The sequence below is a fragment of the Geodermatophilus sp. SYSU D01036 genome, assembly GCF_054050435.1.
Genome location: NZ_JBJGZJ010000012.1, coordinates 51,099 through 76,787 on the forward strand (window position 1 = coordinate 51,099; position 25,689 = coordinate 76,787).

Here is a 25,689-nt window from a genome sequence, read left to right on the forward strand (position 1 = left end):
CGCGATCATGGCGCCGGGACCGTGCCGGACGGGCCGGCGGCGGTCACGGCGCCATGATCGTCGGGATCAGGCGGCCGGGATCAGGCGGCCGGGATGAGGCCGTTCGGGTCGAGCACGTACTTCCGCGCCGCGCCCTGGTCGAACTCCTGGTAGCCGCGCGGGGCCTCCTCGAGCGGGATGACCGTCGCGTTGACCGCCTTCGCGATCTGCACCTTGTCGTGCAGGATCGCCATCATCAGCTGACGGTGGTAGCGCATGACCGGGCACTGGCCGGTGGTGAACGCGTGCGACTTCGCCCAGCCCAGGCCCAGCCGGATCGACAGCGAGCCGGTCTTGGCCGCCTCGTCCACCGCGCCCGGGTCGCCGGTCACGTACAGGCCCGGGATGCCCAGCGCGCCACCGGCCCGGGTGATGTCCATCAGCGAGTTGAGGACCGTGGCCGGCGCCTCGTGCGAGGCGTCCGCGCCGTGCCCACGCGCCTCGAAGCCGACGGCGTCGACGCCGCAGTCGACCTCGGGCGTGCCGAGGATCTGCTCGATCTGGTCCTTCGGGTCGCCCTGGGAGACGTCGACGGTCTCGCAGCCGAAGCTGCGGGCCTGGGCCAGCCGGTCGGCGTTGAGGTCGCCGACGATGACGACGGCGGCACCGAGCAGCTGGGCGGAGGCGGCCGCCGCGAGCCCCACCGGGCCGGCGCCCGCGATGTAGACCGTCGAGCCGGTGCCGACGCCGGCGGTGACGCAGCCGTGGTAGCCGGTCGGGAAGATGTCCGACAGCATCGTCAGGTCGCGGATCTTCTCCAGCGCCTGGTCCCGGTCGGGGAACTTCAGGCAGTTCCAGTCCGCGTAGGGGACCATCACGTACTCGGCCTGCCCGCCGGTCCAGCCGCCCATGTCCACGTAGCCGTAGGCCGAGCCGGGGCGGTCGGGGTTGACGTTCAGGCAGATCCCGGTCTTGCCCTCCTTGCAGTTGCGACAGCGGCCGCAGGCGATGTTGAAGGGCACGCTGACGATGTCGCCGATCTCGAGGAACTCGACGTCGGGCCCCTTCTCGACGATCTCGCCGGTGATCTCGTGGCCGAGTACGAGCCGCTCGGGCGCCGTCGTCCGGCCGCGGACCATGTGCTGGTCACTGCCGCAGATGTTGGTGGCGACCGTCCGCAGGATGACGCCGTGCGGCGTCTTGCGGCCGACGTTGGCCGGGTTGACCCCGGGCCCCTCCTTGAGCTCGAGCCCCGGGTAGTCCAGGTCCGCGACCTCGACCTTGCCCGGACCCATGTACATGACCGCCTTGTTCGCCACGGACGTGCCTCCTCTCGGCAGCCCGGCACGGCACTGTGCCGGGCACCGTCTCCGTTCGCCGCGCCGGCCGGCGCGGCCCTGGTGCCGCACCCCGCGACAGGACGGGACTCCTGGTCCCGGGGTCCGGCGGGGACCGAGTGTGGCCCGGGTCACGAGACGGTCTCGACGGCGACACCGACCCCTTCCGGACGCACGGCACGTTGCGACGTACCGTCGCCGGTCGTGCTCGTACTGCTCCCGCCCTCGGAGACCAAGTCCCCGGACGGCGACGGCGCCCCGCTCGACCTCGCCGCCCTCGCCACGCCGGAGCTCACCCCGCTGCGCGCGCGGCTGGTGGAGTCGCTGGTCCGGCTGGCCGCCGACCCGCCCGCCGCCCGCGCGGCGCTCGGGCTGTCCCCCGGCCAGGACGCGGAGCTCGTCCGCAACGCCGCGCTGTGCACCAGCCCCACCAAGCCGGCCCTCGAGCGCTACACGGGCGTCCTCTACGACGCTCTCGCCGTCCGCACGCTGACGCGCGCACAGCGGGCCCGGGCCGACCGCCGGCTCGCCGTCGGCTCGGCGCTGTTCGGCCTGGTCCGCGCCACCGACGCCATCCCGGCCTACCGGCTGTCGGCCGGCTCCGCGCTCCCCGGACTGCCCACCCTGCGCACGCTGTGGCGCCCGGTCCTCGGCCCGGTGCTCGCGGACTCCGGCGAGCTCGTCGTCGACCTGCGCAGCGGGGCCTACCAGGCGCTGGCCCCCGTCCCGGGCGCGGTCACCGTCGACGTCCTGAGCGAGCGCGCCGACGGCAGCCGCGCCGTGGTCAGCCACGCCAACAAGGCCCACAAGGGCCGGGTGGCCCGCCTGCTGGCCACGACGACGGCCGAGCCGGACGACGCCGGCCGGGTGCGCACGCTGCTGCGGCGGGCCGGGTTGCACGTGGAACACGACGGCGCCGACGCGCTCACCCTGGTGCTGCCCGCGGCGGCGTGAGCGGCGCGTCGTTACGGCGTGTGACGGTCGAGGTTTTCTCCCGTGATCTCTGTTGGCGGTCCTGACCGTCGCTTACGATGTACACGGCGCCCGGACCCAGCCTCGGCCGGACCGCCGGTGTCCGAGGAGTCGGCCGTGAGCCGCGCGAAGGGTTTCGGTGGACCACACGTCTGGGCTCCCCGGGGAGCCGCCGGTCCCGGGTCCGCGCGACGCCGCCGAGCTGCTCAAGGCCGACCGGCCCCGCACCGAGGCCGCGTACCGGCTGCGGCTGCGTGACGCCAGCGTCGTCCTCGACCGCCTCGCCGAGCTCGCCGCCCGGCTGGTCGGCGCCCCGGTCGCCCAGCTGTCCCTGCTCGACGACGTCCAGGTGGTCGTCAGCGGCGCCGGGCTGCCGCCGGGCACGGTCGGCAGCGAGGTCCCGATCGAGACGACCGCCTGCTCCGTCGCCGCCGCCGAGCGGGCGCCGCTCGTCGTGCCCGACGCCCACGCCGAGCCCCGCGCGGCCGAGCTGCCGCAGGTGGCCGCCGGCGCCGTGGGCGCCTACCTCGGCGTCCCGCTGATCGACTCCGCCGGCCACACGGTCGGCGTCCTGTGCGTCGTCGCCCCGGCCCCGCGGTCGTGGTCGGACACCGACGTCTCCACCCTGCGCCAGCTCGCCGCGGCCGCCGTCACCGAGCTCGAGCTCGCCGCGCTGCGCACCGAGTACGAGGGCGACCGGCTGCGCTGGGGCCTGGCCATCGACGCCGCCGGGATCGGCACGTTCGACTGGGACCTGCGCACCGGCGAGCTGACCTGGGACGCGCGGCTGGTCGAGATGTTCGGGTACGCGCCCGAGGAGTTCGGCGGCAGCATCGAGGACTTCAACGCGCGGGTCCACCCCGACGACCTGCCGCGGGTCACCGACGCGCTGCAGGCCAGCATCGACAGCCGCGGCGACTACGAGGCCGAATACCGCGTGGTCTGGCCGGGCGGGGAGACCCGCTGGGTGCAGGCCCGCGGCCGCACGCTGGCCGACGAGCGCGGCGCGGCGGCCCGCGTGCTCGGCGCCGCCTACGACACGACCGCCGAGCGGGCCGCCGGCGTGCGGGTCACCCGGGTGCTCGAGGCGATGCCGGCCGGCTTCTACTCCCTCGACCGCGAGTGGCGGTTCACGCACGTCAACGCCGAGGCCGAGCGGCTGCTGGGCCGCAGCCGCGAGGAGCTGATCGGCCAGGAGCTCTGGACGGCGTTCCCCGCCGCGGTCGCGAGCGCCTTCGAGGAGAACTACCGCGCCGCCGTCCGCACCGGGACGCCGGTGCAGTTCGACGCGCACTACCCCGCGCCGCTCAACGGCTGGTACGAGCTGCGCGCCTGGCCCAGCCCCGAGGGGTTGTCGGTCTACTTCCTCGAGGTCACCGAGCGCCGCCGCGTGCAGGACCGCGCCGAGCGCGCCGCCCAGCGGCTCGCCCTGCTCGCCCAGGTCAGCGCCGAGCTCGCCGGCGCGCTGGACCCGCAGACGGCGACCGGGCATCTGCCGCGGCTGGTCGTCCCGGCGCTGGCCGACTGGTGCATCGTCACCGTCGTCGATCCCGACGGCCGCCCGCGCGACGTCGGGCACTGGCACGCCGTCCCCTCGCAGCGCGCCCTGGTGGAGCGCTACGCCGCGGTCCGGCTCGACGCGATGCCGGCCACCGCGCCGCTCATGCGCGCCCTGCTCACCGGCGAGCCGGTGATGGAGCGCGGCGACGCCGTGCGCGACCTGCTGGCCGAGGGCGAGGCCCGGGACCTGCTAGTCGCGCTGGCCCCCGAGTCGGCGATCTCGATCCCGCTGCGCGGCCGCGACCGCACCCTCGGCGTCATGACGCTGTACTGGCGGGCGGGCTGGACGCCGCGCGAGGAGGACCTGGCCACCGCCCAGGACGTCGCCGACCGGGCCGGCCTGGCGCTGGACAACGCCCGCCTCTACGGCCAGCAGCGGGCGCTCGCCGAGGGCCTGCAGCGCAGCCTGCTCACCGAGCCGCCCGAGCCCGACCACGCCCAGATCGCCGTCCGCTACCTCCCGGCCGCCGAGGCCGCGCGGGTCGGCGGGGACTGGTACGACGCGTTCCTGCAGCCGGGCGGGTCGACGATGCTGGTCATCGGGGACGTCGTCGGCCACGACACCGAGGCCGCCGCCGCGATGGGGCAACTGCGGGCCCTGCTGCGCGGCATCGCCACCTACAGCGACGCCGGCCCCGGCGAGGTGCTGCGCGGCCTGGACGCCTCGATGGCCGTGCTGCAGACCCGGGTCCTCGCCACCGCCACCGTGGCCCGCTTCGAGCAGACCGACGACGAGCGCGAGCGCGGCGTCACCCGGATGCGCTGGGCCAACGCCGGGCACCTGCCGCCGCTGGTCATCAACCCCGACGGCAGCGTGGCCGAGCTGGCCACCTGGCGCGGCGACCTGCTGCTCGGCGTCGACCCGGACGCCCGCCGCGAGGAGTCGGTGGTCACCCTCGACCGCGGCGCCACCGTGCTGCTGTTCACCGACGGCCTCATCGAGCGCCGCGACGCCGACCTCGACGCCGGCATGGCCCGGCTGCGCGAGGCGCTGCGCGAGCTCGCCGGCCGGCGGCTGGACGACCTGCTCGACGAGGTGCTGTACCGGCTGGTGGACGGCCGCCCGGAGGACGACGTCGCGCTCGTCGCGGTCCGGCTGCACCCGCAGGACCGCCCGCGCCCGCCCGACGCCGGCCCCAACCGGGTGCCCGACGTCGTCCCCGAGGACCCGGCGAGCCCCTCCTACCGCTGACCCCTCGCCGGATCCGGTCAGGAATCGAGAAGCCCCCCGCACGCGCCCCTCCCTAGCGTCTGCGGCACAGAGAGACCGCCGACCGACGGGGAGCTGAGATGCCCACGAGGGACGCCGAGCAGGAGACCACCGGCTTCACCGCCGAGGAGCGCGCCGCGATGAAGGAGCGCGCCGCCGAGCTGCGCGCCGAGGGGAGGAGGGGCGCGAAGCGGGCCGACGGCCTGCAGGCGGTCCTGGACCGGATCGCGGAGATGGCGCCGGAGGACCGGGCGCTCGCCGAGCGGGTGCACGTGGTGGTCACCACGACCGCCCCCGGGCTGGCCCCGAAGACCTGGTACGGCATGCCCGCCTACGCGAACGCGGACGGCAAGGTCGTCGTCTTCTTCCAGGACGCCGGCAAGTTCGGCTCCCGCTACGCGACCCTCGGCTTCAACGACCCCGCGCGGCTCGACGACGGCGACCTCTGGCCGGTGTCGTTCGCGCTGACCGGCTGGAGCCCCGCGGTGGAGGAGCGGGTGACCGCGCTGGTGCGCACCGCCACCTCCTGACCGGGGCGGTCAGTCCCGCTGCTTGTCCCGGCGGACGGTCACCTTGCGGCCCTTGACCGTGCTGGCCCGCAGCGCGGTGATGACCTCCTCGGCGGCGGCCGCGGGGACCTCGACCAGGCTGAACCGCTCGGCGATCTCGATCGCGCCGACGTCGCGGCCGCGCAGCCCGGTCTCCCCCGCGATCGCGCCGACCAGGTCGCCCGGGCGGACGCCGGCGCTGCGGCCGGCGCCGATGAACACCCGCTCGGTGTCCCCGCCGCCGGAGCGGGACCGGGGCGGGCGGCCCTGGCCGCGGTCGCCGCGGTCGCCGTCCCGCCGGGCCGGCCGCTCCGGGCGCAGGGTGACCTCGGGGATCTCCTCGTCGTCGTCCGGGCCGGTGGTGGCCTCGTGGGCGAGCTTGACCGCCGCCAGGGCCACCTCCATGACGTCGAACTCGTCGGTGAGCGTCTCGACGACGGCGCGGAACCGCTCGAGGTCGTCGCCGAGCAGGCTCTCCCGCAGCGCGGCGCGGGTCAGCTCCAGCCGGCGGGCCCGCAGGTCGGCGACCGTGGGCACGCGTTCGACGTGGATCGGCGCGCCGGTGACCCGCTCGATCGTCTTGAGCATCCGGTGCGCCCGCGGCTCGACCAGCGTGATCGCCACGCCCTCGCGCCCGGCCCGGCCGACCCGGCCGATGCGGTGCACGTAGGTCTCCGCCGCGGCCGGGACGTCGTAGTTGACGACGTGGGTGAGCTGCTCGACGTCCAGCCCGCGGGCGGCGACGTCGGTGGCCACCAGCAGCTCCGCGGTGCCCGACCGCAGTCGGCCCATCACCCGGTCCCGCTGCTCCTGGCTCATCCCGCCGTGCAGCGCCTCGGCGCGGTAGCCGCGGCCGTTGAGCGTCTCGGTGAGGTCGTCGACCTCGTCGCGGGTGCGGCAGAAGACGATGGCCGCGGTCGGGCTCTCGACGTCGAGGACCCGCCCCAGCGCCGCCGGCTTGGCCGCCCGGGCGACGACGAACGCCGTCTGGCGCACCCGCGGCGCCTCGCCCTCCACCGGCACCTCGCGGGCGACCTGGATGCGCAGCGGGTCGCGCAGGTGGCGGCGGGCCATGCTGTCCAGCCGGCGCGGCATGGTGGCGCTGAACAGCACCGTCTGCCGCTCCTCGGGCACCTCCTCCAGCAGCGCCTCGAGGTCCTCGGCGAAGCCCATGTCGAGCATCTCGTCGGCCTCGTCGAGCACCACGGTGGCCACGCCGCCCAGGTGCAGGCTGCCCCGCTGCAGCAGGTCCAGCGCCCGGCCGGGGGTGGCGACGACGACGTCCACGCCGGCCTCCAGCGCCCGCAGCTGCCGCGGGATCGGCTGGCCGCCGTAGACCGGCACCACCCGGGCGCCGAGGTCGCGGCCGTAGCGGTGCAGCGCCTCCGACACCTGGATGGCCAGCTCGCGGGTCGGCACGAGGACCAGGGCCAGCGGGTCGCCGCCGGGGCGGTCGTCGGGCAGCCGCTGCAGCACCGGCAGCGCGTAGGCGGCGGTCTTGCCGGTGCCGGTGGCGGCCTGGCCGAGCAGGTCGCGGCCGGCGACCATCGGCGGCACCGCCTCGCGCTGGATCGGGGTGGGCTCCTCGTAGCCGAGCCGCGTCAGCGCCGCCAGGAGCTCCGGCCGCAGGCCGAGGTCGGCGAAGGTCCCGCCGTCGGGGGCAACCGTCTCGTCGGCCTGCTGCAGGGTGTCCTCGCCGTCCACGCGCCCAGTGTCCGGCACGGCAGCCCGCCCCCGGCACGGCACCCCGGCATGGCACCCTCCCCCGGTGACCCCCGCACCCGCCACCGACGACCTCTGCCTGCGCCCGGCCACCGAGCTGGCCGCGCTCGTGCGCGCGCGGGAGGTCTCGGCCCGCGAGCTGCTGGAGGCGCACCTGGCGCGGATCGAGCGGATCGACCCGCAGGTCAACGCGATCGTCACCCTGGACGCCGAGGGCGCCCGGGCCGCGGCCGACGCCGCCGACGCCGCGCTGGCCGCCGGGGAGGAGGTCGGCCCGCTGCACGGCCTGCCGGTGGCGCACAAGGACACCCACGCCACCGGCGGCATGCGGACCACCTGGGGCTCGCCGCTGCACGCGGACACCGTCCCGGCGCGCGACGAGCTCGTCGTCGAGCGGCTGCGCCGGGCGGGCGCGGTCCGGGTGGGCAAGACCAACGTGCCGGAGTTCGCGGCCGGCTCGCACACGTTCAACCCGCTGTTCGGAGTCACGCACAACCCGTGGCGGCACGGGCTGTCGGCCGGCGGGTCCAGCGGCGGCGCGGCGGCCGCGCTCGCCGCCGGGCTGGTGCCGGTGGCCGAGGGCAGCGACATGGGCGGCTCGCTGCGCAACCCGGCGGCGTTCTGCGGCGTGGTCGGGCTGCGCCCCACGCCCGGGCGGGTGCCGACCTGGCCCGCCGGGCTGGGCTGGGCGACGCTGTCGGTGCAGGGGCCGATGGGCCGCACCGTCGGCGACGTCGCGCTGACGCTGTCGGCGATCGCCGGGCCGGACCCGCGGGTGCCGATCGCGCTGTCCGAGGACGGCGCCTCCTTCGCCGCGCCGCGGCCGGCGGAGCTGCGCAGCCTGCGGGTGGCCTGGGCGCCGGACCTCGGGGGGCTGGTGCCGGTCGAGCCGGAGGTCACCGGCGCGCTGGCGGGGGTGCCGCGGCTGCTCGAGGCGCAGGGCGCCGTCGTGGAGGAGGCCTGCCCCGACCTGCGCGAGGCCGACGAGGTGTTCGGCACGCTGCGGGCCTGGCTGTTCGAGGCCACCTACGGCGAGGTGGTGCGCCGCTCGCCGGAGCAGGTGAAGGAGGCCATCCGGCGCAACGCCGCGCGGGGGGCGGCGCTCAGCGGGGCCGACGTCGCCCGGGCCGAGCTCGCGCACACCCGGTTGCACGAGGAGGTGGTCGGCTTCTTCGACCGCTTCGACGTGCTCCTGGCGCCGACCACCCAGGTGCTGCCGTTCCCGGTGGAGCAGGAGTACCCGACCGAGGTCGCGGGCGTGCCGCAGGAGGACTACGTGGGCTGGATGCGCTCCTGCACGCTGATCACGGCCACCGGCTGCCCGGCGCTGTCGCTGCCCGGCGGGTACACCGGCGACGGCCTGCCCGTGGGCCTGCAGGTGGTCGCCGCACCGCGGGCCGACCTGCGCCTGCTGGAGGTGGCCGCGGCGCTCGAGCAGGCGCTCGGGACGCCCCGCCTGCCCGCGCTCTGACGCCGTCTGCGGCTCTCTAGCCGGTGCGCTAGAGAGCCGCAGACGAGGGCAGCGACGACCTCAGCGACGGACCGTCCGGGGCGGCGGCGGGGCGACCGGGGTGTCGGAGGACTCCTCCAGCACGTCGGCGGCCGAGCCGACGATGAGCGGGTCCGGGTCGCCGACGACGTCGCAGTCCTTGTCGTCGTAGTCCAGCCGGCACAGCACGTGCCGCATCGCCTCGAGCCGGGCGCGCTTCTTGTCGTTGCTCTTGATGACCGTCCACGGCGCGTGCTGCGTGTCGGTGTGGAGGAACATCGCCTCCTTGGCCTCGGTGTAGGCGTCCCACTTGCCGAGGCTGGCGAGGTCGGTGGGCGAGAGCTTCCACTGCCGCACCGGGTCGATCTGCCGCACGACGAAGCGGCTGCGCTGCTCCCCGCGGGACACCGAGAACCAGAGCTTGAACAGCAGGATCCCGCTGTCGACGAGCATCCGCTCGAACTCCGGCGCGTCCTGCAGGAACTGCCGGTACTGCTCGTCGGTGCAGTAGCCCATCACCCGCTCGACGCCGGCGCGGTTGTACCAGGACCGGTCGAACATCACGATCTCGCCGGCCGCGGGCAGGTGCTGCACGTAGCGCTGGAAGTACCACTGCGTCTGCTCGCGCTCGGACGGCTTGTCCAGCGCCACCACCCGCGCCCCGCGGGGGTTGAGGTGCTCGGTGAACCGCTTGATCGTGCCGCCCTTGCCCGCGGCGTCCCGCCCCTCGAAGACGACGACCAGCTTCTGCCCGGTCTCCTTCACCCAGCTCTGCATGTGCAGCAGCTCGATCTGCAGGCGGCGCTTCTCGATCTCGTACTCCCGGCGCTCCATGCGCTCGGTGTAGGGATAGCCCTCGCGCCAGGTCTCGACCCGCAGTCCGTCGGGGCCGAACAGCTCGCGGTCGTCGTCCCAGTCCTCGTCGCTGTCCTCGTCGGGCAGGGCGTTGAGCCGCCAGCGGCTCAGGTCGAGGACCTCGGCCTCCTTCGGCGCCTCGGTGGTGCCGGGAGGGTCACCTCCCCGGTCCTGCACGGCCTGGTCCTGCACGGGCTCGCGGTCGACGGCGGTGTCGGGCTGCACGGGGTCCCCCTCCCGGGTCGGTCACGTCCGTGACCGGCCGTACCCCACCCTGGACCGGGCACGCCCGGGGCGCGACAGTGCGGGCGCCCCGGACTCGAGCACGTGCGCGACGACGACGCCGTCCCGGGGTGTCCGCCGGGGGGACGCCGGTGCGGAGATCCCGCGACGCCCCGGGGAACCCCTCCGCAGCGGGGCCGGGACCGGCCGTCGCCGGCCCCCGGGCCCCGGGGCGGTGCGCTCAGTCGAACAGCACCGACGACACGACGTCGTACAGGTGGGTGTTCGGGTAGTAGCCGGTCAGGTCCTCGCTGCCCGGCCCCTCCGCGGTGACGACGGTCGGGGCGCCGGTGTGCGCGGTCGTCGTCCAGTCCAGGGCGAAGTCGTAGGCACCCCCGGTGCCGGCGACGGTGAACGGGCCGTCCTCGCCGGACTCGGTGTCACCCGCGATCGACGGGTCGAGGGTGCCGCCGGGGCCGCTCTCGTCCTCGGGGTCGACGTCCTCGATGGTCAGCCCGCCGCACTCGTGGTCGCCGGTGACGATCAGCAGCGTGTCGGGGTGCTCGGCCACGTAGGCCCGGGCCACCTCGACGGCCGCGTCGAGGGAGCGCATGGCCTCGAGCATCCGGGTCCCGTTGTTGTTGTGCGCCATCTCGTCGACGGCCTCCTCCTCGACGAGGAGGAAGAAGCCGTCCTCGTCCTGGGAGAGGACCTCCAGCGCCCGGGTGGTCATGTCGGCGAGCGACACGACCGGGTCGAACTCGTCGCCCTCGCCCTCGGGGCGCTGCTGGAACATCTCCTCGTTGGCGAACAGCCCGAGCAGCAGGTCGGAGTCGGCCGCGGCGAACTCCTCGGCGGTGCTCACGTACTCGTAGCCCTGCGCCTGGGCCTGCGCGACCAGGTCGCCCTGGGTGCTGCGGGAGACCTCCGGGTCCTCGGTGTCGCCGGTGCGGGGCGGGTAGGTGCCCTCGTCCCCGGCGGGCAGCCACCAGTCCTCGCCGCCGCCGAGGATGACCTCGGGCCGGCTGCGCTCGAGGTACTGGCGGGCGATGTCGTCCTGCGCGGAGCGCTGGGTGCTGTTGGCGAAGAACGCCGCGGGGCTCGCGTCGGTGACCTGCGCGGTGGTCACGATGCCGCCGGCCAGGCCCGCGTCCTCGACCTGCTGCCCGATGGTGGGCAGGGGGTCGCCGTCGACGTCGACGCTGATCGCCCCGTTGTAGGTCTTCACCCCGGTGGCCCAGGCCGACGCCGAGGCCGCGGAGTCGGTGACCGTGTCCTCCGGGTCCCGCGCGTCGGTGGTCTGCAGGCCGGCGATCGGCAGCGCGTCCATGGCCAGCTGCCCGTCGAAGCCCTCCTGGTCGAGCCGGGCGGCCTCGCGGTGGGCGGCGGCCATGCCGTCGCCGTTCACGAAGATGACGCTGCGCGGGTGCCCGTTCGCGTGGCCGCCGCCGTGCCCGCCGCCGCCGTGCGCGGGTCCGCCGCCACCGGCGAACGCCCCCGTCAGCGGCAGCAGCGCGAGCGTGCCGCCGGCCACCGCCACCACGGTGGCCGTCCGCAGCCGCCGTCCTGTCCTCGGGTCGGTCATGGTCGTCCTCTCGTCGCCGGGGAACCCCGGCCGGCTGGTCGCACCGTCCGGGGACGACCCACCGTGGGGTGTGACACGGGTCACCCGAGAGGGGAACGCGCCACCGGAGTTCCGGGTCCCAGCCGGTCCGGTCGGACCGTGACGGACCGACCCCTCACAGTGACCGCACAGCCACCTCCCAGCCCGCGCTCAGCGCCGGCGCAGGCCCCGCAGGGTCCGGACGGCGACCAGCAGCTCGGGCAGCTCGTGCCGGTCGCCCGCGGCGATGTCGGCGAGCTGGGCCGCGGCCCGCCGCTGGGCGGGGTCCCAGCCCTCCACCCAGCCCGCGACCAGGGCCGTGGCGTCGTCGCCGCTCCCCCGCCCGGCCAGGACCTCGACGGCGAGCTCGGCCTGCTCGGCGGCCAGGTCGTCGCGCAGCGCGGCGCGGGCCATCGACGGCCAGCGCCGGTCCCGCGGCAACGCCGTCACGAGCTCCCGCAGCGGCACCAGGGCCAGCCGCTCGGCCAGCTCCTCGGTGACCCGCCCGACCAGCTCGATCGGTGCGCCGGTGCGCTCGGCGACGACGGCCAGGTCGAGGGCCGCCGGCAGCAGCGGGGCGGCCGCCAGCTCGCCCGCGAGCCCGGCCGGCACGCCCGCGGCCTGCAGCCGCCGCGCCCGCTCGGCGTAGGCGGCCGCCTCGTGGCCCAGCAGCCACCCCGGCAGGCCGGCCCGCACCGCCGCCACCGGGGCGGCGAACCGCTCGGTGAGGGCGGCGATCCCCGCCGCGGGGTGCGCGCCGATCTCGGGCAGCCGCAGCAGCCACCGCGCGGCCCGCTCGGCCAGCCGGGTGGCCTCGGTGCGCAGCTCCACCTGCACCGGCGCGGGCACCCGGTTGTCCAGTGGCCGGACGGCGTCCCACAGCCGGTCGACGTCGAACACCGCACGGGCCACCGCGTGCGCCCGCACGACGGCGGCCAGGTCGAGCCCGCTCTCCTCGGTCAGCCGGAACAGCCCGGTCACCCCGGCGGTGTTGACCGCCCGGTTGGTCAGCGCGGTGGCCACGATCTCCCGGCGCAGCGGGTGGGCCTCGACCGCGTCGGGGAACCGCTCCCGCAGCGGGGCCGGGAAGTAGTCGCTCAGCAGCCGGGCGAGGGCGGGGTCGTCGGGCAGGTCGGAGGCGAGGACGGCGTCGCCCGCCTCGAGCTTGGCGTAGGCCAGCAGCACCGACAGCTCGGGGCCGGTCAGCGCGTGCCCGTCGCGGCGCCGCTGGGCGAGCGCCCGGTCGTCGGGCAGCGCCTCGACCGCGCGCACCAGCCGCCCCGACCGCTCCAGCGCCCGGATGAACCGCTCGTGCGCGTCGAGCAGGCTGCGCGCGGAGTTCACCTCGACGGCCAGCGTGGCGTTCTGCGCGTGGTTGTCGGTGAGGACCGCCGCGGCGACCTCCTCGGTCATCTCGGCCAGCAGCGCGGCGCGGCCGTCGGCGTCGAGCACGCCGGCCTCGACCACCTCGTTGAGCGCGATCTTGATGTTCACCTCGTGGTCGGAGGTGTCCACGCCCGCGGAGTTGTCGATGGCGTCGGTGTTCACCCGGCCGCCGGCCAGCGCGTACTCGACCCGCCCGCGCTGGGTGAGGCCGAGGTTGCCGCCCTCCCCCACCACGCGCACCCGCAGCTGGTGGCCGTCGACCCGGACGGCGTCGTTGGCCTTGTCGCCGACGTCGAGGTGACTCTCGGTGGCGGCCTTGACGTAGGTGCCGATGCCGCCGTTGAACAGCAGGTCCACCGGGGCGAGCAGCACCGCGCGGACCAGCTCGACCGGGGAGACCGTGTCGACGTCGGCGTCGAGGCCGAGCGCGGCCCGCATCGGCTCGCTGACCGGGATCGCCTTGGCCGTCCGCGGCCACACGCCGCCGCCCGCGCTGATCAGCGCGGGGTCGTAGTCGGCCCACGACGAGCGGGGCAGGCCGAACAGCCGCCGGCGCTCGGCGTACGACGTCGCGGCGTCGGGGGTGGGGTCGACGAACACGTGCCGGTGGTCGAAGGCGGCCACCAGCCGGATGTGCTCGGACAGCAGCATCCCGTTGCCGAAGACGTCGCCGCTCATGTCGCCGATGCCGACGACGGTGAACTCCTGGCTCTGCACGTCCACGCCGAGCTCGCGGAAGTGGCGGGTCACCGACTCCCACGCGCCGCGGGCGGTGATGCCCATGGCCTTGTGGTCGTAGCCGACCGAACCGCCGGAGGCGAAGGCGTCGCCCAGCCAGAACCCGCGCTCGAGCGCGACGGCGTTGGCGAGGTCGGAGAAGGTCGCCGTCCCCTTGTCCGCGGCGACGACGAGGTAGGCGTCGTCGCCGTCGTGGCGGACCACCCGTTCCGGGGGCACGACCTTCCCGCCGACCAGGTCGTCGGTCAGCGACAGCAGCGCGCCGATGAACAGGCGGTAGCAGGCCTGGCCCTCGGCCAGGACCTCCTCGCGGGAGGCGCCCTCCGGCGGCGGGGTGCGGACGACGAAGCCGCCCTTGGCGCCGGTGGGCACGATGACGGTGTTCTTCACCATCTGCGCCTTGACCAGGCCGAGGACCTCGGTGCGCAGGTCCTCGCGGCGGTCGGACCACCGCAGCCCGCCGCGGGCCACCGCGCCGAAGCGCAGGTGCACGCCCATCACCCGCGGGGAGCTGACGAACACCTCGCGGGCCGGACGCGGCTCGGGCAGGTCGGGGACCGTGCGGCAGTCGAGCTTGATCGCCAGCGGCCCGCCCGCGTAGTAGGTGGTGCGCTGGGTGGCGAGGACGGCGGCCAGCAGGCTGGTGAGCACGCGGTCGGCGTCGAGGGTGTCGACCCGGCCGATCGCCTCGCGCAGCGACGCGGCCAGCGCCTCCTGGCGGGTGGCCCGGCCGGCCTCGCGCCCGGGCGAGAAGCGGGTCTCGAACAGCGCGACCAGCCGCGCGACGACGTCGGGGTGGGCGGCCAGCGTCGTCTCCACGTACCGCTGGCCGAAGGGCAGCCCGGCCTGGCGCAGCCACTGCACGTAGGCGCGCACGACCGTCACCTGCCGCCAGTTGAGCCCGGCCAGCAGCACCAGCGCGCCCAGGCCGTCGTCCTCGGCGTCGCCGCGCCACACCGCGGCGACCGCCTCGGTGAACCGCTCGGGCAGCGAGCCGGGGAAGGGCAGCTCCCCGCCGGGGGCGGTGAGCCCGAAGTCGTAGATCCACGCCACCGGGGCGCCGATCCGGTCGATCTCGTAGGGCCGCTCGTCGACGACGTCGACGCCCATGTGCTGCAGCACCGGCAGCACGTCGGACAGCAGCAGCCGCTCCCCCACCCGGTAGACGGTCAGCCGCGGCTCGGCGGCGTCGGCCCCGCGCGGGCGGCGCAGCCGCAGGCCGAGCTCGCCGGGCGGCAGCGCGTCGAGCCGGGCGAGGTCCTCGACGGCCGTCGTCGCCGGGAAGTCCTCCTGGTAGGCGGCCGGGAAGGCGTCCGCGACGCGGGCGAGCACCTGCTCGGCCTCGGGGCCGTACCGCCCGGCGAGCGCGTCGGACAGGTCGTCGGTCCAGCTGCGGGCGACCGCCGCGAGCTCCTGCTGCAGCGCCTCGGCGTCGACGTCGGGCAGCGCCGGGGTCCCGCCCCGGCCCACCGGCAGCCGGACGACGAAGTGCAGCCGGGCCAGCACCGACTCCGTGGACCGCGCGGTGAACTCGATGTCCCGGCCGCCCAGGCGGGACAGCAGCAGCTGCTGCATCGCCAGGCGGACCTCGGTCGTGTAGCGGTCGCGCGGCAGGTAGACCAGCGCCGACCAGAACCGGCCGTAGGGGTCGCGGCGCAGGAACAGCCGGGTCTGCCGGCGCTCCTGGAGGTACAGCACGGCCAGCGCCACCGGCAGCAGCTCGGCGGCCGGCGCCTGGAACAGCTCGTCGCGCGGGAGGGTGTCCAGGACGTCGACCAGCGTCTTGCCGGTGTGGCTGTCGGCCGGCACGCCGGAGCCCTCGACGACCTCGGCGACGCGGCGGCGGACCAGCGGCACCTCGCGGACGTTCGCCGCCGCGGCCGCGGAGGGGAACAGCCCGACCAGCCGGTGCTGGCGGGCGGGGCGGTCGCCGTCGGCGGGCTCGGTCACCGCGACCAGGTCCAGCCAGGCGCGGCGGTGCACCGTCGAGCGGATGTCGGCCTTGGTGACGGTCAGCAGCGCCGGGCCCAGCGGGCCGGCCGCCTCGGGCAGCGCGGTCCCGGTGTCGCTGCGCAGGACGCCCAGGCCGGTGCCGGGGACGGCGCGCACGGCGGTCCCGACCTCGACCTCGCGGGCGCCGAGGAAGACGAAGTTGCCGTCGGCCAGCCAGCGCAGCAGGGCCGCGGCCTCGGCGGGGTCGTCGGCCGGGTCGGCGGTGTCGACGCTGCCCCGCTCCTCCAGCCGGGTGGCCAGCTCCAGCGCCCGGGCGGCGGTGCGCGGGGCGTCCTCGTCGACGGCGCGGACGTCGGCGAGCACGGTGCGCAGCCCGGCGACCAGGTCACCGGCGGCCTCGTCGTCGAGCGGGCCGTCGAGCACGGCGGCCATCCACGACTCGGCCAGCGCGTCCGGGCCGCAGCGGGCCGCGTCCGTGCCGGGGCTGTCGCAGAAGGCCCGCAGCGCGCCGGTGACGTCCCGCCGGACGACGACCACCGGGTGGACGACGTGCTGCAGCCCCCCGCCCTGCCGGACCACCTCGGCGGTCACCGAGTCGACGAGGAAGGGCATGTCGTCGGTGACGACGAGCAGCAGCCCGCGCCCGTCGGTCAGCCGCTCGACGACGACGGTGGCCGCGCCCTGCGCCCGGACGCCGGCCAGCCGGAGGTGGCGCAGCGCCAGCCCGGCCAGGTCGGCCGGGTCGTGCCCGAGGACCTCGGCGGCCGGCTCGCTCCAGTAGTAGCGCTGCAGCAGGGCCGGGAGGTCGCCGGTGCCGCAGCCCGCGGGCAGGCCGGGCCCGTCGTCGGTGTCGTCGGCAGCGGCGCGCGCGGCCTCGGCGAGCAGCGCCCGCTTCTCCTCGTTGGCGGCCTCGAGGGCGACCAGTGCCGGCGGGACGTCGTCCTCCGGCCGGTCGGGGACGACGGTGTCCACGCCGGTGGTGCTCATGTCCGGCGACGCTAACCCGCCCGGGCCGCCCCGTCAGTGCGACCCGGTCCGCGCGGCGCGCCGTTCAGCGGTCCAGCAGCTGGTCGGCGGCCCAGCCGACGACGGCGAGGACGAGCCCGCCCAGGATCGCGGTGCCGAAGCCGTCGACCGAGAGCCGGTCCGACAGCGCGGCGGTGAGGCCGAGCAGCGCGGCGTTCACGACCAGGAGGAACAGCCCGAGGCTCAGCAGGATCGCCGGGAAGGACAGGAACCGCAGGATCGGCCCGACCACCGCGTTGACGACGGCGAACAGCAGCCCCACCCAGAGGAACGTGCCGCTGATGCCGAGCGCCCCGTCCTCGTTGCCGTCGATCTCGATGCCCGGCAGCAGCCGCGTGAGGGCGTAGAAGGCCAGGGCCATGACGACGACCTTGAGCGCGAACCTGATCACGCGTCCACGCTAGTGGCCGGACCCCGCAGTCCCCTGGCTCTGCGTTCTTCTACCGGTCTCTGGCGTCCGCGCTAGAGACCCGTAGACCGGCCTCGACGTGCGTGCGGGCGCGCTCGCGTGGGCACTGCGGACGGTGAGGTGGTGCGCCGTGGTGGACCGGCTGGTGGTCGTGGGTGCGTCCGCCGGGGGCATGGACCCCCTGCGGCGGCTGCTGAGCGCGCTGCCCGCCGACCTGCCGGCCGCCGTCGCCGTCGTGCTGCACCTGTCCCCCACCGGCGAGAGCCGGCTGCCCGAGCTGCTGTCCCGGGCCGGCCCGCTGCCCGCGCGGCACCCCACCGAGGGCGGGGTCCTGGTGCCGGGGCAGGTCGTCGTCGCACCGCCCGACCGGCACCTGGTCGTGCGCGACGGCCGGGTGCACGTCACCCGGGGGCCGCGGGTCAACCGGCAGCGGCCGGCGGTCGACGTGCTCTTCCGCAGCGCCGCCGTCTCCCACGGCGCCGGTGTGGTCGCCGTCGTCCTGTCCGGCGCGCTCGACGACGGCGCCCTCGGTGCGGCCGCGGTCGCCGCGCAGGACGGCCGCGTGCTGGTGCAGGACCCCGGCGAGGCGCGCGTGTCCGCGATGCCCCGGGCGGCACTGGCCGTCGTGCGCCGCGCCCGCGCGGCCCCCACCGCCGAGCTCGGGCCGCTGGTCGCCGAGCTCGCCCGCGCCCCCCTCCCCCCGGCGCCCGCCGTCGGCGCCCCGTCCGACGAGAGGAGCCCGCAGATGGCCGGCGGACCGACAGCCGTCACCGACCGAGGGGTCCCCGCCGCCCTCGGCTGCCCCGAGTGCCAGGGCGGCATGTTCGAGAACACCGCCGACGGATCGGTGAGCTGGGCCTGCCACGTCGGCCACGCGTGGTCGGCGCAGAGCCTGCTCGAGGCGCAGCGGCAGGCCGTCGAGGGCGCGGTCTACAACGCCGCGTCCAAGCTGCTGGAGATCGCCTCGGTGCACCGCCGGCTGGCCGAGCTCGGCACCGACGGGCGGGACGAGCACCTGCGCGCGGCCGAGCGGGCGGAGGCGCGCGCCGCCCAGGTCCGCGGCGAGGCCGGCGACGGCTGACCGGCGGTCAGCGCGCGGGCGTCTGCGTGTAGAGCGCGAGCCGCCAGCGGTCGCCGTCGCGGACGTACAGGCTGCTCATCGCCCCGGTGAACGGCGGCTCCTGCTCGTGCCGCCAGGCCCGGCCGGTGTAGACCAGCGCCGCCGCGTCCGCGCCGGCGCGCACCAGCCGGACGTCGTCCAGCTCGTAGCGCAGCCACGGCGGCGAGGCGGCCAGGGCGGCGACGACGGCGGCGCGGCCCATCACCGTCCCGTCCGCGAGCACCATCAGGCCGTCGTCGGTCATCACCTCGCCGTAGAAGTCCCCGCCGGTCGCGTCGCACAGGGCCTCCCAGCCCCGCCGCTCCAGGGTGAGGAGCTCGGTCTGCACCTCGGTCGCCGTGTAGGTCTCGGTGTGGGTCGCCATGCGCCCGACCCTGGCCCGCGCCGGTGCCGGGCGTCCAGCCCCGGCGACGCCGTCAGGTGATCGGCAGCGCGTCGGCGACCAGCCAGACGCCGAGCAGGAACAGCACCCAGGCCACCACCTCCCCCGAGGTGCGCGACAGCCAGCCCTCCATCCGGGCCAGGGCGGGCGTGAGCCGCTCGTGCAGCGCCGTGCGGAGGGCCAGCAGGACCAGCGCCGGCAGCACCATGAGCAGGCAGTAGCCCGCGAGCAGGGCCACCGTCGCCGCCGGACCCGGTGCCGCCGTCACGAGCAGGGCGATCGCGGCGAGGTAGGGCACCATCGAGGCCGCCTCGATCCCCACCGCGGTGAGGGCGAGGAAGACCACCGCACCGGGCGGGCCGTCGCCACGGGCCCGGTCGCGCCACCGGGCCAGCCGCCCCGGCCCCCGGGCGGCCCGCGTGGCGCGCCGGCGCTCCTTGCCCTCTCGTGTCCACGGCTCCACGGTCAGCCCGAGCAGGACCAGGACGGCCCCCACGACGAGCTCGGCGACACGGCCGGCTGTGCTCTCCAGGGCTGCGCCGAGCGGTTCCAGCACCACCGCGGCGCCGAGGACGAGCGCGATCCCGAGCAGCAGGTACGTGCCGGCCACCGCGCCGAGGAAGAGCAGCACCCTGGCCACCCGCACCCCGCCGGGGGCCAGCAGCAGCCACAGCGGGAGGACGAGCGTGCCGACGCTGGTGCTGTCCACGAGGGCCAGGCCCGCCAGCGGCAGCAGCAGGGTGGCGTCCACGGCTCCTCCGGTGTCTTGGCAGCACAGGTGTGCTGCCAAGCGAAGGTAGCACAGGTGTGCTAGAACGAGGCCGTGCCCAGGACCGTGGACGCCGACGTGCGCCGGAGGCACCTCGCCGAGGCCGTCTGGCGGGTGATCCGGCGTGACGGCGTCTCGGGCGCATCGGTGCGCAACGTCGCCCGGGAGGCCGGCACGTCGATGGGCTCGCTGCGGCACTGGTTCGCCACCCAGGACGAGCTCCTGCACTTCACGATGACCCTCGTCATCGAGCGCGCGCGGGAACGGGCGGAGGCAGTGGCGGCCGCCGGCGGGCCCGTGGTGCCGACCCTGCTGCGGGTGCTGGAGGAGACCCTCCCCCTCGACGAGGAGCGGCAGGCCGAGACCGAGGTCTGGCTGGCGCTCACCGCGCGGGCCCTGGTCGACCCCCGCCTGGCGGAACTGCGCGACCGGTCGGCCGCCGACCTGCGCGCCTTCTGTGCCCAGGGCGTGCAGGCGCTGGTCGCGGCCGGGGAGGCGCGCACCGGCCTGGACCCCGACCTGGAGGCCGAGCGGCTGTACGCCGTCCTCGACGGCCTGGCCGTGCACGCCGCCACCCGCCCGTCCGCGCTCCCGCCGGACCGGGCCCGGGAGGTGCTCGCGGCACACCTGCGCTCCCTGGCCGACACGCCCTAGCTCGTTCTACCGATCTCTACGGCGGGGGCTAGACGGGGCCATACGGTGCTCGACGTGGACCCCGTCCGGAACCCCTACGCCCCCGGCGCCGGGCAGCGCCCGCCGGAGCTCGCCGGCCGCGACGACGAACTGTCGGCCTTCGACGTCGTCCTGGAGCGGATCGCCCGCGGCCGGCCCGAGCGGTCGCTGGTGCTCACCGGGCTGCGCGGCGTGGGCAAGACGGTGCTGCTCAACCAGCTGCGGTCGGCGGCGATCGGCCGCGGCTGGGGCACCGGCAAGATCGAGGCGCGGCCGGACCAGTCGCTGCGCCGGCCGGTCTCCTCGGCGCTGCACATGGCGCTGCGGGAGCTGCGCCACCCCGACCAGGAGTCGATGGACGCCGTCCTCGGCACGCTCAAGGCCTTCGCCCAGCGGCTGGCCCCGGCCGACGCCAAGCTGCGCGACCGCTGGCAGCCCGGCATCGACGTGCCCGCCACCACCGGCCGGGCCGACTCCGGCGACATGGAGATCGACCTGGTCGAGCTGCTCAGCGACGCCGCCGGGCTGGCCGCCGACGTCGGCAAGGGCGTCGCGCTGTTCATCGACGAGATGCAGGACGTGCAGGCCCCCGACGTCTCGGCCATCTGCGCGGCCTGCCACGAGCTGTCCCAGCAGGGCGCGCCGCTGATCGTCGTCGGCGCCGGGCTCCCCCACCTGCCGGCGGTGCTGTCGGCGTCGAAGAGCTACTCCGAGCGGCTGTTCCGCTACCTGCGCATCGACCGGCTGGACCGGCCCGCCGCCGACCGCGCGCTGCTGGCGCCCGCCGAGCGCGAGGAGGTCACCTTCGAGCCGGCCGCCCTCGACGCCCTCTACGCGGCCGCCGACGGCTACCCGTACTTCGTGCAGGCCTACGGCAAGGTCACCTGGGACGTCGCGGCGGCCTCCCCGATCACCGCCGACGACGTCGCGATGGCCGCGCCGGTCGCCGAGGCCGAGCTCGCGGTTGGGTTCTTCGGCTCCCGCTACGACCGCGCCACCCCGGCCGAACGCGAGTACATGCACGCGATGGCCGAGCTCGGCGGTCCCGCCGGCGCCCCGGTGGCGACGTCGGAGGTGGCCGCGGCGCTGGGCCGCAAGCCGGCGTCGCTGTCACCGGCGCGCGACTCGCTGATCAAGAAGGGCCTGGTCTACTCGGCCGAGCGCGGGCAGATCGCCTTCACCGTCCCCCACTTCGGCCGCTACCTCCTGCGCCAGCCGGACTAGCGGCGCGCAGGAGGAAGGCGTCCAGGTCCGCGGCGAGGTCCCGCGGGCACTCCCAGTTCGGGCAGTGCCCGGTGCCCTCATGGACCACCAGCCGGGCGGCGGGGAGCGCGGCCAGCAGCCGGTCCTGCTGGCCGCGGTCGAACAGCGCGTCCCGGTCGCCCCACACCAGCAGCGTGGGCGCGGTCACGGCCCCGAGCCGGTCGCGGTCGTCGACGGCGACCATCTCCTCCCAGGCGTCCCGGTAGACCCACCCCGGCGCCCGGCGGCCCTCCGCGACCAGCGCGTCGAAGAACGCCGGCTCCACCGGTCGGTGCACCGCGCTCGCGGCGAACTCCCGCACGAACTCCTCGGGGACGTCGTCGGGCAGGTCGGCGATCGCCGCCCGCACCTCCGCGGCCAGCCGCTCGCCCACCCGGTCGGCCGAGTCGACGAGCACCATCCGGTCGACCAGCCCGGGGTGCTCCTCGGCCACCCGCCGCACCACGAAGCTGCCGTGGGAGTGGCCCACCAGGTGCGCGCGCCCGATCCCCACCACGTCGCACAGGGCCACCAGGTCCTCCGCGAGCCGGTCCATCGTGTAGCCGGCCCGCGGGTGGTCGGACCCCCCGAACCCGCGCTGGCTGTAGGCGACGACGTGCAGCCGCGGGTCCAGGTGCGCGAGGACCCGGCTCCAGGAGAACCAGGAGTCGGGCCAGCCGTGGACGAGGACGACGACCGGCCCGCCGGGGTCCCCCTGCTCGACCGTCTCCAGCCGCAACCCGCCGGGGAGGGTCACGGTGCGCGGGGTGAGGGTCTGCGTCGTCCCGGACACGGGGCCTCCCGGAGTCGTCCCCCCGCACGTCCACGGTAGGGGCGGCGCCATCCCCGCGGGCCGGACCGGCGCCGCGGGAGTGGCCCTTTCTGCCGCCCGGGCGGTTGCGCTGCGCAACGGGGGGCAGGGAGCGGCCCGTGCCCGACGTCATCGAAGCCGGTCTGTGGGGTCTGCTGGGCGGCGCCGCCCTCGTGCTCGGGGCGCTGGTCGCCTGGTTCGTGCGCGTGCCGCAGGCGGTGATCGCCTCGGTCATGGCGTTCGGCTCGGGCGTGCTCATCTCCGCCGTCGCCTTCGACCTGATGGAGGAGGCCGCCGACACCGGCGGGCTGGGGCCCACCGCGATCGGCTTCATCGGCGGCGCGGTCGCCTACCTCGCGGCGAACGCGGCGCTGGCCCGGCGCGGCGCCCGGCACCGCAAGCGGTCGGGCGGGACGGGGACCGAGCAGCAGCCGTCGGAGGGCGAGCAGGGCGGCAGCGGCGCGGCGATCGCCGTCGGCGCGCTGCTCGACGGCGTGCCCGAGTCGGTGGTCCTGGGGCTCGGCCTGCTCGGCGGCGGCGCGGTGAGCGCACCGGTGCTGGCGGCGGTCTTCATCTCCAACGTGCCCGAGGGGCTGTCCAGCGCCGCCGGCATGAAGGCCAGCGGGCGGTCGGCCGGCTACGTCTTCGGGGTCTGGGGCGGCATCGCGCTGGCCAGCGGCCTGGCCGCGCTGGTCGGCTACGCGGCCCTGGGCGGCGCCCCGCCCGAGGCGATCGCCGTGATCACCGCCGTCGCGGCCGGCGCGATCCTCACGATGATCGCCGACACGATGATCCCGGAGGCCTTCGAGCGGACCCGCACCTGGACCGGCTTGATCACCGCCACCGGGTTCCTCGTCGCCTTCGCGATCGAGCGGCTCGGCGCCTGAGCGGGCAGGGTGGGCCCGTGGCAGAGGCACGCGACCCCGTCCAGATCAGCGTCCCCGTCGACGGCGGCGAGCTGTCCGCCCTGCACTGGGCCGCCGACGCCCCCGGCTCCCCCATCGCCGTGCTGGTCCACGGCATCACCGCCAACGCGATGGCCTGGGCCCGCGTGGCAGCCGCGCTGGCCGGCGAGTTCGAGGTCGTCGCCCCCGACCTGCGCGGGCGGGCCGGCTCGGCCGGGCTGCCCGGCCCCTACGGCCTCGAGCGGCACGCGCAGGACGTCGCCACCCTGCTCGACCGGTTCGGCGCCGACGACGACGCCGGGGCCGACGCCACCGTGCTCGTCGGCCACTCGATGGGCGCGTTCGTCGCCGCGCTGGCCGCGGCCGGCCCGGCCCGCGACGAGGTGCACGGCCTGGTCCTGGTCGACGGCGGGCCGGCCCTCGCCCAGCCCCCGGGCGCCGACGTCGACGCGATGCTCTCCGCCGTCCTCGGCCCGTCGCTGGACCGGCTGTCGACGTCGTTCCCCGACCTCGCCGCCGTGCGCGCGTTCTGGGCGCGGCACCCCGCCGTCGGCCCGTGGGTGGACGTGCCCTCGGTGGCCGCCTACCTCGCCCGCGACCTCGCCCCCGGCGGGCCGCCGCTGCGCAGCGCCTGCGTGCCCGAGGCGGTCCGCGTCGACGGCGGGGACGTGCTGCTCAACGAGCGCGTGCTGGAGGCCACCACCGCACTGCCGGTCCCCGCCACGCTGCTGTGGGCCACGCGCGGCCTGCTCGACCAGACACCCGGCCTCTACGACGAGGTCCGCCTGGCCTCGCTCGGGCTGGAGGCGGCCGGCATCACCGCGCGCGAGGTGCCCGGCACCAACCACTACTCGGTGCTGTGGGCCGACGAGGGCGTCGCGGCGATCGCGGACGAGGTCCGGGCGGCCGCCGCCCGCGTCTGATCAGGCGGGGTGGCCGAGCAGCGGGGGCAGCACCTCGGGGCCGGCCTCGGACGGGCGTTCCCCGCCCACCGGGTGCGCCCGGACGGCGAGCACCGCGACGTCGTCCTCGGCGCCCTCGCCGAGCATGCTGGCCAGCAGCCCGTCGCACAGGTCGGCCAGCGAGGAGCCGGCCGCGGCCTCGACCAGCCGGCCCAGCTCCTCGCGGCTCTCGTCCAGCGGCACGCCGCGCCGCTCGAACAGCCCGTCGGTGAACAGCAGCAGCGTGCTGCCCGGCGGGATGACGGCGTGCCCGTCGGCGCGCGGGCCGCGCCAGCCGATCCCCAGCGGCGGGCCGACCGGCGCGGACAGGTCGCGGACGGTGCCGTCGGGCAGCAGCAGCATCGGCTCGGGGTGGCCGGCCGTGGCCCAGCGCAGCCGGCGCAGCCCCACGGCCGCCTCGGCCGGGGTCTGCTCGACCCGGCACACCAGCGCGGTGGCCATCGCGGGCACGGCGAGGCCGACCAGGGCGTGGTCGACCCGCCGCAGCACCCCGGCGGGCTCCTCCAGCCGGTCGAAGGCGATCGCGCGGACCAGCGTCTTGACCTGCCCCATGGCCGCGGCGGCCTCGATGTCGTGGCCCATGACGTCGCCGATCACCAGCACGGTGTCGCCGTCGGGCTGCAGGAACGCGTCGTACCAGTCGCCGCCGATGGACACCCCGCGGGTGGCGGGCCGGTAGCGGACGGCGAGCTCGAGGTGGTCGGGCTGCACCGGCGGGGACAGCAGGCTGTGCTGCATCCGCTCGGCCACCTGCTGGGCGGCGCTGGCCAGCCGGGCGTTGTCCAGGGCCAGCGCGGCCCGCCGGGAGGCGATCTCCGCCGTCCGCAGCTCGACGTCGGTGTGCGGCCCCCGCTCGGGCCCGTTGACGAGGGTGAACGCGCCGAACACCTCGCCGCGGGCGAGCAGCGGGAACGTGGCGACGGCGGCCACCCGCAGCGGCGCCAGCGCCTCGCGGCTGGCGTCGTCGGCGACCATGGCGCGGACGTCGTCGTCGGTGACCTGCGGGAGGACCACCGGCCGGCCGCTGGCCAGCGCCGTGGGCACCGGCGCGGTGGGCCGGTTGCTGCGCACCCGCAGGTCGGCGTAGCGGTGCATGGCCGGGACCATCGCCGGGTCGCTGTGCGCGCGGCCGACGTCGCGGCGGGTGCCGTCGGGGTCGACGACGCTGACCAGGCACCAGTCCGCCAGCAGCGGCACGGCCAGGTCCGCGAACCGGGCGACGGCCTCGTCGACGTCGGTGGTCGACGTCATCGCCTGGCTGACGTCGCCGAGCAGCACCAGGTGCCGGGCCGACACCTCGGCCCGCGCCGCGGACGCGGCCGCCTCCGCGGCGGCGGACTCGCGGGCCGCGACGGCCGCGGCGCGCTCCTCCTCGGTGCGCCGGCGCTGCGTGACGTCGTCGTAGGTGACCACCAGGCCCGCCTCGGTGAGGAACGCGTCGGCGCGGAACCACCGCCCCAGCGGGGCGAAGAACGCCTCGGTGGAGCCGGACTCGCCGGTCTCGCGGACGTGCCGGTACAGCTCCTCGAACGGTCCCCCGATCCCCTCCGGGAACACCTCCCAGATGCCCCGGCCCTGCAGCCCGGCGACGGTGTGCTCGAGCACCGCGGCCCCGGCCGGGTTGACGTAGCGGAACCGCCAGCCGTCGTCGAGCACCAACAGCGGCCGGTCCATGCCCTCCACGGCCTGCACGAGCAGGTCACGGGGCGGCGGGGCGGCGCCGTCCGGGGTCATGGGGCCATGCTGCCGCATCCCGGGCGGCCTGCCCGCCTGCGGTCCCCCGTCGTGGGGAACGGTCCGGCGCGGGCCCGTTGGCA

At 76.4% G+C, this 25,689-nt stretch carries 19 protein-coding genes; 9 read left to right on the plus strand and 10 right to left on the minus strand.

Going from position 1 to position 25,689, the window contains the following annotated elements:
• Positions 1-80: 80 nt before the first annotated feature.
• Positions 81-1,298 (minus strand): formaldehyde dehydrogenase, glutathione-independent, encoded by a 1,218-nt coding sequence (gene fdhA / locus ACI8AR_RS13700; RefSeq protein WP_457051514.1) that lies wholly within the window; start codon positions 1,296-1,298, stop codon positions 81-83.
• A 222-nt stretch (positions 1,299-1,520) separates the two neighbouring features.
• Here fdhA and yaaA point away from each other — a divergent pair, with 222 nt between their 5' ends.
• The 3 genes from yaaA to ACI8AR_RS13715 all read left to right on the plus strand — a co-directional run bounded on the left by yaaA (position 1,521) and on the right by ACI8AR_RS13715 (position 5,588).
• Positions 1,521-2,270 (plus strand): peroxide stress protein YaaA, encoded by a 750-nt coding sequence (yaaA, locus tag ACI8AR_RS13705; protein WP_457051515.1) that lies wholly within the window; start codon positions 1,521-1,523, stop codon positions 2,268-2,270.
• Between the two features lie 157 nt (positions 2,271-2,427).
• Positions 2,428-5,040, plus strand: a complete 2,613-nt coding sequence (locus tag ACI8AR_RS13710; protein WP_457051516.1) for a SpoIIE family protein phosphatase — start codon at positions 2,428-2,430, stop codon at positions 5,038-5,040.
• Between the two features lie 98 nt (positions 5,041-5,138).
• Complete coding sequence (locus tag ACI8AR_RS13715) at positions 5,139-5,588, plus strand: iron chaperone (RefSeq protein WP_457051517.1); 450 nt, start codon at positions 5,139-5,141, stop codon at positions 5,586-5,588.
• Between the two features lie 9 nt (positions 5,589-5,597).
• On the opposite strand, the gene ACI8AR_RS13720 is transcribed toward ACI8AR_RS13715, so the two are convergent.
• The gene (locus ACI8AR_RS13720) at positions 5,598-7,310 is read right to left on the minus strand and encodes a DEAD/DEAH box helicase (protein WP_457051518.1); all 1,713 of its coding nucleotides are present in this window, start codon (positions 7,308-7,310) and stop codon (positions 5,598-5,600) included.
• 64 nt (positions 7,311-7,374) lie between these two features.
• Here ACI8AR_RS13720 and ACI8AR_RS13725 point away from each other — a divergent pair, with 64 nt between their 5' ends.
• Complete coding sequence (locus tag ACI8AR_RS13725) at positions 7,375-8,799, plus strand: amidase (RefSeq protein ID WP_457051519.1); 1,425 nt, start codon at positions 7,375-7,377, stop codon at positions 8,797-8,799.
• A 60-nt stretch (positions 8,800-8,859) separates the two neighbouring features.
• Here the strand turns inward: ACI8AR_RS13725 and ppk2 are convergent, their stop codons facing one another.
• The 4 genes from ppk2 to ACI8AR_RS13745 all read right to left on the minus strand — a co-directional run bounded on the left by ppk2 (position 8,860) and on the right by ACI8AR_RS13745 (position 16,991).
• Positions 8,860-9,897, minus strand: a complete 1,038-nt coding sequence (gene ppk2 / locus ACI8AR_RS13730) for a polyphosphate kinase 2 (RefSeq protein WP_457051520.1) — start codon at positions 9,895-9,897, stop codon at positions 8,860-8,862.
• Between the two features lie 238 nt (positions 9,898-10,135).
• Positions 10,136-11,479 (minus strand): alkaline phosphatase, encoded by a 1,344-nt coding sequence (locus tag ACI8AR_RS13735; protein WP_457051521.1) that lies wholly within the window; start codon positions 11,477-11,479, stop codon positions 10,136-10,138.
• Positions 11,480-11,668: 189 nt separating this feature from the next.
• Positions 11,669-16,561 carry an NAD-glutamate dehydrogenase gene (locus ACI8AR_RS13740; protein ID WP_457051522.1) on the minus strand — a complete coding sequence of 1,631 codons (4,893 nt, stop codon included), beginning with the start codon at positions 16,559-16,561 and terminating at the stop codon, positions 11,669-11,671.
• Between the two features lie 64 nt (positions 16,562-16,625).
• Positions 16,626-16,991, minus strand: a complete 366-nt coding sequence (locus tag ACI8AR_RS13745) for a phage holin family protein (RefSeq protein WP_456937129.1) — start codon at positions 16,989-16,991, stop codon at positions 16,626-16,628.
• A 148-nt stretch (positions 16,992-17,139) separates the two neighbouring features.
• Here ACI8AR_RS13745 and ACI8AR_RS13750 point away from each other — a divergent pair, with 148 nt between their 5' ends.
• Positions 17,140-18,090 (plus strand): chemotaxis protein CheB, encoded by a 951-nt coding sequence (locus ACI8AR_RS13750; RefSeq protein WP_457051523.1) that lies wholly within the window; start codon positions 17,140-17,142, stop codon positions 18,088-18,090.
• A 7-nt stretch (positions 18,091-18,097) separates the two neighbouring features.
• Here ACI8AR_RS13750 and ACI8AR_RS13755 read toward each other — a convergent pair whose 3' ends face one another.
• Together ACI8AR_RS13755 and ACI8AR_RS13760 are read right to left on the minus strand one after the other, a co-directional pair.
• Positions 18,098-18,493, minus strand: a complete 396-nt coding sequence (locus ACI8AR_RS13755) for a nuclear transport factor 2 family protein (RefSeq protein WP_457051524.1) — start codon at positions 18,491-18,493, stop codon at positions 18,098-18,100.
• Positions 18,494-18,545: 52 nt separating this feature from the next.
• Positions 18,546-19,262, minus strand: coding sequence for a GAP family protein (locus tag ACI8AR_RS13760; protein WP_457051525.1), 717 nt, complete (start codon positions 19,260-19,262; stop codon positions 18,546-18,548).
• A gap of 72 nt (positions 19,263-19,334) precedes the next feature.
• Here ACI8AR_RS13760 and ACI8AR_RS13765 point away from each other — a divergent pair, with 72 nt between their 5' ends.
• Positions 19,335-19,934: a TetR/AcrR family transcriptional regulator gene (locus ACI8AR_RS13765; protein WP_457051526.1), complete on the plus strand. Its 600-nt coding sequence runs from the start codon at positions 19,335-19,337 to the stop codon at positions 19,932-19,934.
• A 54-nt stretch (positions 19,935-19,988) separates the two neighbouring features.
• Positions 19,989-21,176: an AAA family ATPase gene (locus tag ACI8AR_RS13770; protein WP_456927633.1), complete on the plus strand. Its 1,188-nt coding sequence runs from the start codon at positions 19,989-19,991 to the stop codon at positions 21,174-21,176.
• On the opposite strand, the gene ACI8AR_RS13775 is transcribed toward ACI8AR_RS13770, so the two are convergent.
• Positions 21,130-21,987: an alpha/beta fold hydrolase gene (locus ACI8AR_RS13775; RefSeq protein ID WP_457051527.1), complete on the minus strand. Its 858-nt coding sequence runs from the start codon at positions 21,985-21,987 to the stop codon at positions 21,130-21,132. The two genes, ACI8AR_RS13770 and ACI8AR_RS13775, sit on opposite strands and share 47 nt — an antisense overlap.
• Before the next feature lie 137 nt (positions 21,988-22,124).
• Here ACI8AR_RS13775 and ACI8AR_RS13780 point away from each other — a divergent pair, with 137 nt between their 5' ends.
• Positions 22,125-22,892, plus strand: coding sequence for a ZIP family metal transporter (locus tag ACI8AR_RS13780; RefSeq protein WP_457051528.1), 768 nt, complete (start codon positions 22,125-22,127; stop codon positions 22,890-22,892).
• A 17-nt stretch (positions 22,893-22,909) separates the two neighbouring features.
• Positions 22,910-23,833 (plus strand): alpha/beta fold hydrolase, encoded by a 924-nt coding sequence (locus ACI8AR_RS13785; protein WP_457051529.1) that lies wholly within the window; start codon positions 22,910-22,912, stop codon positions 23,831-23,833.
• Here the strand turns inward: ACI8AR_RS13785 and ACI8AR_RS13790 are convergent, their stop codons facing one another.
• Positions 23,834-25,606 (minus strand): SpoIIE family protein phosphatase, encoded by a 1,773-nt coding sequence (locus ACI8AR_RS13790; protein WP_457051530.1) that lies wholly within the window; start codon positions 25,604-25,606, stop codon positions 23,834-23,836. It lies immediately after the preceding gene.
• Positions 25,607-25,689 lie beyond the last annotated feature (83 nt).